The sequence below is a fragment of the Kitasatospora sp. NPDC048540 genome (genome assembly GCF_040651175.1).
Classification (GTDB): domain Bacteria; phylum Actinomycetota; class Actinomycetes; order Streptomycetales; family Streptomycetaceae; genus Kitasatospora.
The window spans coordinates 1-11,570 of sequence record NZ_JBEZIR010000195.1 but is presented as its reverse complement, the minus strand read 5'-3'; the positions used below and the strand labels follow the sequence as shown (position 1 = coordinate 11,570).

General features: G+C 72.1%; 8 protein-coding genes. 4 read left to right on the top strand and 4 right to left on the bottom strand.

The genetic code is table 11. From position 1 onward, the window contains the following. The first annotated feature begins 184 nt into the window (after positions 1-184). The 4 genes from AB0D08_RS38695 (at position 185) to AB0D08_RS38680 (ending at position 6,131) form a co-directional block, all read left to right on the top strand. Entirely contained in the window at positions 185-973 is a 789-nt protein-coding gene (locus AB0D08_RS38695) for an ATP-binding cassette domain-containing protein (RefSeq protein ID WP_063794507.1), read from the top strand. Further along, positions 970-2,229 carry an ABC transporter permease gene (locus tag AB0D08_RS38690; protein WP_033824423.1) on the top strand — a complete coding sequence of 420 codons (1,260 nt, stop codon included), beginning with the start codon at positions 970-972 and terminating at the stop codon, positions 2,227-2,229. The genes AB0D08_RS38695 and AB0D08_RS38690 overlap by 4 nt, the downstream gene beginning before the upstream one ends. A 296-nt stretch (positions 2,230-2,525) precedes the next feature. Then, on the top strand, positions 2,526-4,433 hold the full coding sequence (dxs, locus tag AB0D08_RS38685; RefSeq protein WP_033824437.1) for a 1-deoxy-D-xylulose-5-phosphate synthase: 1,908 nt from the start codon (positions 2,526-2,528) through the stop codon (positions 4,431-4,433). Positions 4,434-4,622: 189 nt separating this feature from the next. After that, positions 4,623-6,131, top strand: coding sequence for a glycosyltransferase family 39 protein (locus tag AB0D08_RS38680; RefSeq protein ID WP_359895047.1), 1,509 nt, complete (start codon positions 4,623-4,625; stop codon positions 6,129-6,131). A 111-nt stretch (positions 6,132-6,242) separates the two neighbouring features. Here the strand turns inward: AB0D08_RS38680 and AB0D08_RS38675 are convergent, their stop codons facing one another. From AB0D08_RS38675 to AB0D08_RS38660, 4 genes are all read right to left on the bottom strand, one after another. Further along, complete coding sequence (locus tag AB0D08_RS38675) at positions 6,243-8,369, bottom strand: 3-hydroxyacyl-CoA dehydrogenase NAD-binding domain-containing protein (RefSeq protein WP_033824424.1); 2,127 nt, start codon at positions 8,367-8,369, stop codon at positions 6,243-6,245. Positions 8,370-8,371: 2 nt separating this feature from the next. After that, positions 8,372-9,589: an acetyl-CoA C-acyltransferase gene (locus AB0D08_RS38670; protein ID WP_033824425.1), complete on the bottom strand. Its 1,218-nt coding sequence runs from the start codon at positions 9,587-9,589 to the stop codon at positions 8,372-8,374. Between the two features lie 211 nt (positions 9,590-9,800). Then, positions 9,801-11,051: a ribonuclease D gene (locus tag AB0D08_RS38665; RefSeq protein WP_359895045.1), complete on the bottom strand. Its 1,251-nt coding sequence runs from the start codon at positions 11,049-11,051 to the stop codon at positions 9,801-9,803. A gap of 181 nt (positions 11,052-11,232) precedes the next feature. After that, the coding region (locus AB0D08_RS38660; protein WP_359895043.1) for a helix-turn-helix transcriptional regulator at positions 11,233-11,570 on the bottom strand (338 nt) is incomplete at its 5' end.

The window sequence follows — 11,570 nt, the reverse complement described above, 5'->3', positions numbered from 1 at the left end:
ACTGCCGGACGGATCCCGTTGGGATCTGGCCGCGGACCTTGGCGGTATGGGGCAGGCCGAGACGGCCGACCACGCGGACGGCGGCCGCCACGCCCCCCACCCTTTTCGCACTACCCCTTCGCGCCCGGGCCGGCGCGCGGGCGGCCGTGCCACGCCCGGTACCGGGCGGCGCGGAACGAAGGAGATGGTTCACGTGACAGGCGCACCCGTACTGGCGTTGCGCGGGGTCTCCAAGCGCTTCGGCGCCGTCCAGGCGCTGACCGATGTTCAGCTGGAGGTCCACGCCGGCGAGGTGGTTGCCCTGGTCGGCGACAACGGCGCCGGCAAGTCGACCCTGGTGAAGACCATCGCGGGCGTCCACCCGATCGATGAGGGCGTCATCGAGTGGGACGGCAAGCCGGTCGGCATCAACCGCCCGCAGGACGCCCAGCACCTCGGCGTCGCCACCGTCTACCAGGACCTGGCGCTCTGCGACAACCTCGACGTGGTCGGCAACCTCTTCCTCGGCCGCGAGCTGAAGAAGTTCGGCACGCTCGACGAGGTCGGCATGGAGAAGCGCGCCAAGGAGCTGCTCGACACCCTGTCGATCCGCATCCCCAGCGTCCGCATCCCGATCGCCGCGCTCTCCGGCGGCCAGCGCCAGGTGGTCGCGATCGCCCGCGCCCTGGTCGGCGACCCGAAGATCGTCATCCTGGACGAGCCCACCGCGGCCCTCGGCGTCGAGCAGACCGCCCAGGTGCTCGACCTGGTCGAGCGGCTCCGCGAGCGGGGCCTCGGCGTGATCCTGATCAGCCACAACATGGCCGACGTCAAGGCCGTCGCCGACACCGTCGCGGTGCTGCGCCTCGGCCGCAACAACGGTGTCTTCGAGGTGGCCTCCACCTCGCACGAGGAGATCATCTCCGCCATCACCGGCGCCACCGAGAACGCCGTGACCCGGCGTCAGGCACGTCTCGCGGAGGACGCGAAGTGACCACCAACCAGACCACCACCGACACGCCGCCGGCCGCGATCGACCCCCGGCTGCTGGTCCGCGAGGCGGGCTTCGCGGGCTACCTCGAAGAGTTCAAGCGGAAGATGAAGAGCGGCGACCTCGGCTCGGTGCCGGTCGTGCTCGGGCTGATCCTGATCGCCGCCATCTTCCAGACCGTCTCCGGCGACTTCCTGAACGCCGACAACCTCACCAACATCACCAAGTGGATCGCCGGCCCCGGCCTGATCGCGGTCGGCATCGTCTTCGTGCTGCTGCTCGGTGAGATCGACCTGTCGCTCGGCTCGGTGGCCGGCGTCTCGGCCGCCATCGCCTCGGTGCTCTCGGTGCGCTCCGGCCTCAACGAGTGGCTGGCCGTCCTGATCGCGATGGGCGTCGGCATCGGCATGGGCGCCCTGCACGGCTTCTTCTTCGCCAAGATCGGCGTCCCGGCCTTCGTGGTCACCCTGGCCGGCATGCTGGCCTGGATGGGCCTGCAGAACTCCGTCCTCGGCGACAAGGGCACCGTCAACCTGCTCAACGACGGCGTGATCGCCAAGCTCGACACCTACTTCCTCGGTGACGGCGACGTCTTCTTCACCTGGGCCTTCGCGCTCCTCGGCATCGCGCTGTTCGGCGCCGGCCAGCTGATCGACAGCCGCCGCCGCTCGGCCGCCGGCCTCGCCGCCCGCCCGATGAGCGAGATCGCCCTGCGCACCGGCGTGATCGCCGTGATCGGCCTGGTCGCGGCGTACATGCTGAACCAGGACCGCGGCCTGCCGCTGCCCCTGGTGGTCTTCTTCGGCATCGTCGTGGTCACCGACTTCGTGCTGCGCCGCACCTCCTACGGCCGGCAGATCTTCGCGGTCGGCGGTGGCGTCGAGGCGGCCCGCCGCGCGGGCATCAACGTCGCCTGGGTCCGGATCTCGGTCTTCATGATCTCGGCCGGCATGGCCTCGCTCGGCGGCCTGTTCATCGCCTCCCAGCAGGGTTCGGCGGACAAGCTGCTCGGTGGCGGCAGCGTGCTGATGAACTCGATCGCCGCGGCGGTCATCGGCGGCACCAGCCTGTTCGGCGGCCGCGGCAAGACCTGGTCGGCGCTGCTCGGCATCCTGGTGATCCAGTCGATCATCACCGGCCTGGACCTGGTCCACGTCAACCAGGCCATCCAGTACATGATCACCGGCGCGGTCCTGCTCGGCGCGGTGGTCCTGGACTCGGTCTCGCGCCGGACCCAGAAGTCCTCCGGCCGCGGCTGACAACTGCCGTACGGTGTGAGGCTCGGCACCCGAACCATTCGGGTGCCGGGCCTCGTCGTGTCGGTGGAAGGGGCCATCGGTGCTGATGGGACGGCGTCGGACGACCGGCCGCCGACCCGGACGTCACCGGTGCGATCAGTACGACAACCGCCGTGCCGCATGGCGTCCGGCAGGCGGACATTAGACTCGACCGGTCAAGGGTGTGCCGGCCCAGCGCCGAAGCACCCCGCACCCACGGGCGACGCCGCCCGTCGGGCTCGTCCCGGGCCCGGGAACTTGTGAACGAGGAGGAACGGGTGGCCCTGCTGACCCGCATTAGGGGACCGCGCGATCTCGACCGGCTCACCCCGGCGCAGCTGGCCGCACTGGCCGAGGAGATCCGCGGCTTCCTGGTCGAGGAGGTCTCCAAGACCGGTGGCCACCTCGGCCCCAACCTCGGCGTGGTCGAGCTGACCATCGCGCTGCACCGGGTCTTCGACTCGCCGCGCGACCGCATCCTCTTCGACACCGGCCACCAGAGCTACGTCCACAAGCTGCTCACCGGCCGCCAGGACTTCTCGCAGCTGCGGATGAAGGGCGGCCTGTCCGGCTACCCGTCCCGCGCCGAGTCCGAGCACGACGTGATCGAGAACTCGCACGCCTCCACCGTGCTCGGCTACGCGGACGGCCTGGCCAAGGCCAACCAGCTCCAGGGCCACAAGGACCGCCCCGTGGTCGCCGTGATCGGCGACGGCGCGCTCACCGGCGGCATGGCCTGGGAGGCGCTCAACAACATCGCCGACGCCAAGGACCGCCCGCTGGTCATCGTCGTCAACGACAACGAGCGCTCCTACTCGCCGACCATCGGCGGCCTCGCCAACCACCTCGCCACCCTGCGCACCACCCAGGGCTACGAGCGCTTCCTGTCCTGGGGCAAGGACGCGCTGCAGCGCACCCCGGTGGTCGGCCAGCAGCTGTTCGAGACGCTGCACGGCGCCAAGAAGGGCCTGAAGGACTTCATCGCCCCGCAGGGCATGTTCGAGGACCTCGGGATCAAGTACATCGGCCCGATCGACGGCCACGACCTCACCGCCCTGGAGTCCGCGCTCACCAAGGCGCGCGGCTTCGGCGGCCCGGTGATCGTGCACTGCCTGACCGAGAAGGGCCGCGGCTACCACGCCGCCGAGAACAACGACGAGGACCGCTTCCACGCGGTCGGCGTCATCCACCCGGAGACCGGCCTGCCGATCAAGACCGCGGGCAAGGACTGGACCTCGGTCTTCGGCGAGGAGATGGTCGCCCTCGGCCGCGAGCGCAAGGACATCGTCGGCATCACCGCCGCGATGCTGCACCCGGTGGGCCTGGCGCCGTTCGCCAAGGCCTTCCCGAACCGGATCTTCGACGTCGGCATCGCCGAGCAGCACGCCGCCGTCTCCGCCGCCGGCCTGGCCACCAACGGCCTGCACCCGGTCGTCGCGGTCTACGCGACCTTCCTCAACCGGGCCTTCGACCAGGTCCTGATGGACGTCGCCCTGCACCGCCTCGGCGTCACCTTCGTGCTCGACCGCGCCGGGGTCACCGGCACCGACGGCGCCTCGCACAACGGCATGTGGGACATGTCGATCCTCCAGGTCGTCCCCGGGCTGCGGCTGGCCGCCCCGCGCGACGCCGACCAGCTCCGCGCCCAGCTGCGCGAGGCCGTCGAGGTCGACGACGCGCCCACCGTGGTCCGCTACTCCAAGGGCACCGTCGGCCCCGCCGTCCCCGCCGTCGGCACCGTCGGCGGCATGGACGTGCTGCGCGAGAGCGAGCCCTCGGACGGCGGGCGCCGCGCCGACGTGCTGATCGTCTCGGTCGGCGCGATGGCCCCGCTCTGCCTGGAGCTGGCCGACCTGCTCGCCGCCCAGGGCATCACCGCCACCGTGGTCGACCCGCGCTGGGTCAAGCCGGTCGACCCGGCGCTGCCCGCGCTCGCGGCCGAGCACCGGGTGGTCGTCACGGTCGAGGACAACGGCCGGGCCGGCGGCGTCGGCTCGGCGGTCGCCCAGGCCCTGCGCGACGCCGACGTCGACCTGCCGCTGCGCGACTTCGGCATCCCGCAGCAGTTCCTGGACCACGCCACCCGCGACCAGATCCTGGCCGAGATCGGCCTGACCGCCCCGGACATCGCCCGGCAGGTCACCGCACTGGTCTCCCGGCTCGGCGCCGAGGCCGTCCAGGCCTGACCTGCCCCGCCCGACCCGGCCGGCCCCGGGAGCGGTACCGCCGCTCCCGGGGCCGCTCCGCTCCCGGCGCCCGGACCGCCCCCGGGGCCCGGATCGCAGCTCCGGGAACCCTCGTCCGTGACCGGACCATTGGTACCGATGTCGGGACCGCCAGCGCCCTCCCACTGACCGCCCGGTAGGTTGTCACCTGTGCCCATCAACACCAGCCGCCTCACCGCCGCCCTGACCGCACGCGTACCCGCACGCGTCCGGACCGGGTACTGGACCAGGGTGGTCCCGGTGCTCGCGCTGCTCGCGGTGGTCACCCACCTCCCGTCCTTCCTGCGGCCGGTGTGGAGCCCCGACGAGGGCTACCTCGCGACGCAGGCCCGGATGCTGGCCGACGGCGGCGTGCTGTACGACACCGTGGTGGACCGCAAGCCCCCGCTGCTGCCCTGGCTGTACGAGGCCTGCTTCGCGGTCTTCGGCTCGGCCTCGCTGTGGCCGCTGCGCACCCTGGCGATAGTCGCCCACCTGGTCACCGCGGTCCTGCTGGCCTCACTGGCCCGCGGCCGCTGGGGCAACCGGGCCGGCGCCGCGGCGGGCGCGTTCTACCTGCTGCTGTCCATCGGGCTGTCCCCGGAGGACACCCAGGCGGCGACCTTCGAGGTCTTCATGCTGCCCGCGATGGTGGCCGCCTTCCGCTACGCCGAGCGGCGGCGCTGGCTGGCCGCCGGGATCGCGGTCGCGCTCTGCTCGCTGACCAAGCAGACCGGCGGGGCGGTGATGCTGCCGGTCCTGTGGATGCTGTACCAGGACGTCCGGCACCGCGGGGTGCCCTGGCGGCCCGCGCTGTTCAAGACCGCCTTCGGCTTCACCCTGCCGATAGCGCTGGTCGCGGCCATCCTCACCAAGCCCAAGGGCTTCCTGTTCTGGGTGGTCACCGGCAGCGGGGACTACGCCACCCTCGGCTCCAACTGGCTGCAGATGCTCGGCCGCGCCCTCGGTAACTCCGGCATCCTGCTCGCGGCCGGCCTCGGCTTCCTCGCCCCGGTCGGGTACCGCTTCTGGCTGCGGCGGCGCGGAACGCTGCCGACGGCGCAGGAGGAGCACGGCTCCACCAGCGACCTGTGGATCTGGCTGCTGTCCTCGGTGGTCGCGGTCAGCGTCGGCTTCCACTTCTTCGGCCACTACTACCTGCAGCTGATGCCGCCGCTGGTGCTGCTGGGCGTCGGCGCGGTCTCCACCTCGGCGGTCCGCTGGCGGCCGGTGGCCGTCTACTCGGCCGTCGCCGCGACCTTCTTCTGGGGCCTCGCGGTCTTCTGGCCCGGCCAGCGGCTCTACCAGACCACCGAGGTGGCCACCGCGGTCGCCGCCCAGACCACGCCCAAGGACACCGTGCTGGTCTGGGGCATGCACCCCGAGCTGTACTGGCTGGCCGACCGCCGCCCGGTCTCCCGCTACCTGACGGCCGGCTTCCTGACCAACTTCAGCGGCGGCAAGGACGGCCGCCAGGTCGGCGAGCAGTACAGCGTCTCCGAGGCCTGGCAGACCTTCGACGCGGAGCTCGCCAAGGGCTACCCCGAGGTGGTCGTCGACGACTCCGGCACCGCCCCGTACAACCCCGAACTGGTGCCCCGGATCGAGAGCCTGCTGGAGTCCCACTACGAGGTCGTCGGCATGACCGGCGACACGGTCATCTACCGCCTCAAGCGCTGACCCCGCCGGGGGCACGCCGGGGCGCGTCCCGGGGCGCGTCCCCCGGACACGCGGAACGGCGGAGCAGCCCCCGCCGGGGCCACTCCGCCGTTCCGTCCCTCAGGCCGTGGTTCAGGCCGGGATCGAGGCCACACCCGGGGCGAGGAACCGCTTCCCGTTGACCCGCTCCGAGACGCCCTCACGGTCCAGGTACGGGGTGATCCCGCCCAGGTGGAAGGGCCAGCCGGCGCCGGTGATCATGCACAGGTCGATGTCCTGCGCCTCGCCGACGACGCCCTCGTCCAGCATCAGGCCGATCTCCTGCGCGACGGCCTCCAGCGCCCGGGCGAGGACCTGCTCCTCGGTCAGCACGGTGTCGCCGAACGACAGCAGCGCCAGCACCTCGGGGTCCAGCACCTGCTGGCCGTCCTGCCACACGTAGAAGCCCCGCTTGCCGGCCTTGACCAGCTTGCCGAGGTTCTCGGAGACGGTGAACCGCTCCGGGAACGCCGCGGCCAGCGTCTCCGACACGTGCAGCGCGATGGCCGGGCCGACCAGCTCGAGCAGCACGATCGGCGACATCGGCAGGCCGAGCGGCAGCACGGCCTTCTCGACCGTCTCGATCGGGGTGCCCTCGTCGATGGCGCCCTGGATGGCGTCCATGAAGCGCAGCAGGATCCGGTTGACCACGAACGCCGGGGCGTCCTTGGTCAGCACGGCGGTCTTCTTGAGCTTGCGGGCGACCCCGAACGCGGTGGCCAGCGAGCCCTCGTCGGTCTTCTCGGCGCGGACGATCTCCAGCAGCGGGAGGATCGCGACCGGGTTGAAGAAGTGGAAGCCGACGACCCGCTCGGGGTGCTCCAGCTTCGACGCCATCTCGGTGACCGAGAGCGAGGAGGTGTTGGTGGCCAGGATGGTGGTCGGCGCGACCACGGCCTCCAGCTCGGCCAGCACGTTCTGCTTGACGCCCATCTCCTCGAACACGGCCTCGATCACGAAGTCCGCGTCCCCGAAGGCGACGGCCTTGTCCAGGTGGCCGGTGACCAGGCCCTTGAGCTTGTTGGCCTTGTCGTTGCCGATCCGGCCCTTGGCCAGCAGCTTGTCGATCTCGGCGTGGACGTAGCCCACGCCCTTGTCGATGCGCTCCTGGTCGATGTCGGTCAGGACGACCGGCACCTCCATCCGGCGCGCGAACAGCAGCGCCAGCTGGGAGGCCATCAGACCGGCGCCGACCACGCCGACCTTGGAGACCGGGCGGGCCAGCGACTTGTCCGGCGCGCCGAAGGGCTTCTTGGCCCGGCGCTGCACCAGGTTGAAGGCGTAGATGCCGCTGCGCAGCTCGCCGCTCATGATGAGGTCGGCCAGGGCCGCGTCCTCGGCGTCGAAGCCGGCCTGCAGGTCCTGGTCCTTGACCTGGGCGATGATGTCCAGCGCCTTGTAGGCGGCGGGGGCCGCGCCGTGCACCTTGGAGTCGGCGACCAGGCGGCCCCAGGCGACGGCGTCGTCCCAGGCCTTGCCGCGGTCGATCTCCTCGCGGGCCACCTCGGTGGCGCCGGTGAGCACGGAGGCCGCCCAGTTCAGCGACTGCTCCAGGAAGTCGGCGGGCTCGAAGATCGCGTCCGCGATGCCGAGCTCGAACACCTCCTTGCCCTTGAGCTGCTTGTTCTGGCTCATCGAGTTCTCGATGATGACCTTGACGGCCTTGGCCGGGCCGATCAGGTTCGGCAGGATGGTGCAGCCGCCCCAGCCGGGGACCAGGCCGAGGAAGACCTCGGGCAGCGAGAACGCCGGGACGCCGGAGCTGACGGTGCGGTAGGTGGCGTGCAGGCCGACCTCGACGCCGCCGCCCATCGCCGCGCCGTTGTAGAAGGCGAAGCTGGGGACGGGCAGGGCGGCGATCCGCTTGAAGACGTCGTGGCCGCCCTTGCCGATGGCCAGCGCGTCGCTGTGCTCCTTGAGCACCTCGACGCCCTTGAGGTCGGCGCCGACGGCGAAGATGAACGGCTTGCCGGTGATCGCGACGGCGACGATGTCACCGGCGGCGGCCTCGGCCTCGACCTGGTCCAGCGCCTCGGACAGCTTGGCCAGCGAACCCGGGCCGAAGGTGGTCGGCTTGGTGTGGTCGAAGCCGTTGTCCAGGGTGATCAGCGCCAGCTTGCCGGCCGCGAGCGGCAGGTCCAGGTGGCGTACGTGCGCGGTGGTGACGACCTCGCCGGGGAACAGCTCGGCGGCGCGCTTCAGCAGCTCAGTGGTGCTCATGGTCACTTACCACCCTCGAAGTGCGGGTTCTCCCAGATGATGGTCCCGCCCATGCCGAAGCCGATGCACATGGTGGTCAGGCCGTACCGGACGTCGGGGCGCTGCTCGAAGCGGCGGGCCAGCTGGTTCATCAGGCGCACGCCCGAGGAGGCCAGCGGGTGGCCGAAGGCGATCGCGCCGCCGTACGGGTTGACGCGCTCGTCGTCGTCGGCGATGCCGTAGTGGTCCAGGAACGCCAGTACCTGGACGGCGAAGGCCTCGTTGACCTCGAAGGCCTGGATGTCGTCGATCGTCAGACCGGCCTTGGCCAGCGCCTTCTCGGTTGCCGGGACGGGGCCGATGCCCATCACCTCGGGCTCGACGCCGGCGAAGGCGTACGAGACCATGCGCATCTTGACCGGGAGGCCGAGCTCCTCGGCGACGTCCTCGGCGGCCAGCAGCGAGGCGGTGGCACCGTCGTTCAGACCGGCCGAGTTGCCCGCGGTGATGTTGCCGTGCGGACGGAACGGGGTCTTCAGGCCGGCCAGGTTCGCCATCGTGGTGCCCGGGCGCATCGGCTCGTCCGTGGTCGCCAGGCCCCAGCCGGTCTCGCCGGCGTCGGGGTTGGTGTTGCGGATCGCGATCGGCACCAGGTCGGGCTGGATGTCGCCGTTGGCGTATGCCTTGGCGGCCTTCTCCTGGGAGCGCACGGCGTAGGCGTCGCAGCGCTCCTTGGTGAGGTGCGGGAAGCGGTCGTGCAGGTTCTCGGCGGTCATGCCCATGAACAGGGCGGACTCGTCGACCAGCTTCTCCGAGACGAAGCGCGGGTTCGGGTCCACGCCCTCGCCCATCGGGTGCCGGCCCATGTGCTCGACGCCACCGGCGACCACGATGTCGTACGCGCCGAAGGCGATGCCGCCCGCGGTCGCGGTGACGGCGGTCAGCGCGCCGGCGCACATCCGGTCGATGGAGTAGCCCGGGACGGACTTCGGCAGGCCGGCCAGCAGCGCGGCGGTGCGGCCGATGGTCAGACCCTGGTCGCCGATCTGCGTGGTGGCCGCGACGGCGACCTCGTCGATCCGCTCGACGGGCAGGTTCGGGTTGCGGCGCACGAGCTCACGGATGCACTTGACGACGAGGTCGTCGGCCCGGGTCTCGTGGTAGATGCCCTTCGGGCCTGCCTTGCCGAACGGGGTGCGGACGCCGTCGACGAAGACGACGTCCCTCGCGGTACGAGGCACGGGGGCTCTCCTCCCAGGGGGACATGACGTAGGACGCAGAGATCGGCTCACAGGTGGAGCTGCGCTGCTTCACGGCCATGCTACCCGCCGGTAACTAGGTTGCCCATAGCCGACCACCGGATCTGCCCGTGTGTCCCCGGACACGTGCCCGCGGGAACCCGCGAGGGGGCGCCGGGGAGGACCCCGGCGCCCCCTCGCGGCGGGCCCGCTGCTACTCGGCCGGCGCCGGCGCCGGCGGCTCGACGAAGGCGGCGGCCAGCGCCGGGCCGACCAGGTCGACCTGCCACTGGCGGGCGCCGAGCCGCCGGAGGGCCGCCGAGACCTGCTCCGCGCTCGCGTCGGCCGGCGGCTCCCAGGCCACCCGGCGGACCAGGTCCGGGGTGATCAGGTTCTCGGCCGGCAGGTTGTGCTCCTCGGCCAGCGCGGCGACCGCGGCGCGGGCGGCGGTCAGCCGGGCCGCGGCGACCGGGTCCTTGTCGGCCCAGGCGCGCGGCGGCGGCGGCCCGTCGTGCGGGGCGGAGGACGGCGGCAGCTGGTTCTCGGGGATCTCCCGGGCGCGCTGGAGGGCGGCCAGCCACTGGTCCAGTTGCTTGCGGTTGACCCGCGGCCCGAAGCCGGAGACGGCCAGCAGGGCGGGCGCGTTGAGCGGCATCGCCAGGGCGGCGTTGACGATCGCCACGTCGGGCAGCACCCGGCCGGGGGAGACGTCCCGCTCCCGGGCGATCCGGTCACGGGCCTGCCAGAGTTCGCGGACCGCGGCGAGCTGGCGCCGACGGCGGACCTTGTGCAGCTGGGAGGTGCGCCGCCAGGGGTCGACCCGCGGCGCGGGCTTGGGCGCGTCGGCCAGTGCGGCGAACTCCTCCAGCGCCCAGCCGAGCTTGCCCTGGGCGTCCAGCTCCCGCTCGAGCGCGTCCCGCAGCTCGACCAGCACCTCGACGTCGAGCGCGGCGTACCGCAGCCACGGCTCGGGCAGCGGGCGGGTGGACCAGTCCACCGCGGAGTGCTCCTTGGCCAGCGAGAGGCCGAGCACGTTCTCGGTCATCGGGCCGAGACCGACCCGGGGGAACCCGGCCAGGCGCCCGGCCAGCTCGGTGTCGAACAGCCGGCGCGGACGCATGCCGACCTCGGAGAGGCACGGCAGGTCCTGGGTGGCGGCGTGCACCACCCACTCGGTGTCGGCCAGCGCCTCTCCGAGCCCGCTCAGGTCGGGACAGGCGATCGGGTCGACCAGCGCGGTCCCGGCCCCGGCCCGCCGCAGCTGGATCAGGTAGGCGCGCTGGCCGTAGCGGTAACCGGAGGCCCGTTCGGCGTCGACGGCGACCGGACCGGTGCCCGCTGCGAAGGCCGCGACCGTCGCGGCCAGCGCGTCCTGGTCCGCCACCACGGGTGGCAGCCCCTCCCTCGGCTCGAGGAGCGGGACCGGGGCTGTCTCTTCTGGGATGGCTGCTACGGCGTCGGTCACCCCCCAAGGGTACGACGGTACCCGCGCCCGGGAGTGTTGTCGGACTGGTCAGACCGGGTTCCGACATATGCCCCGGGCGCGGGCGGGCAGGTCGCAGGGGGAGGGACGGTGAAAAAGACGGCGGCCCGGAGGAAACGTTCCTCCGGGCCGCCACCACTGTGTCGGGCATGTGTGGAGCGGGTCAGTGGATGATGCCGGTCCGCAGTGCGACGGCGACCATGCCCGCCCGGTCACCGGTGCCGAGCTTGCGGGCGATCCGTGCCAGGTGGCTCTTGACCGTCAGTGCGGACAGGCCCATGGCGACGCCGATCGCCTTGTTGGACTGGCCCTCGGCCACCAGCCGGAGCACCTCGACCTCGCGGCCGGACAGCTCGCGGTAGGCGGAGGACTGCGTCCCGGGTGCGCCCGGCGCGCCGGGCGCACCCGGGGCTCCGGCCGCGCCGGTGACACCGGGGTCAAGATCGCGGTCAGCGCCAACGACCCGACGCCGACCGGCTGCACCCGCGGCGCCTGCGTCAG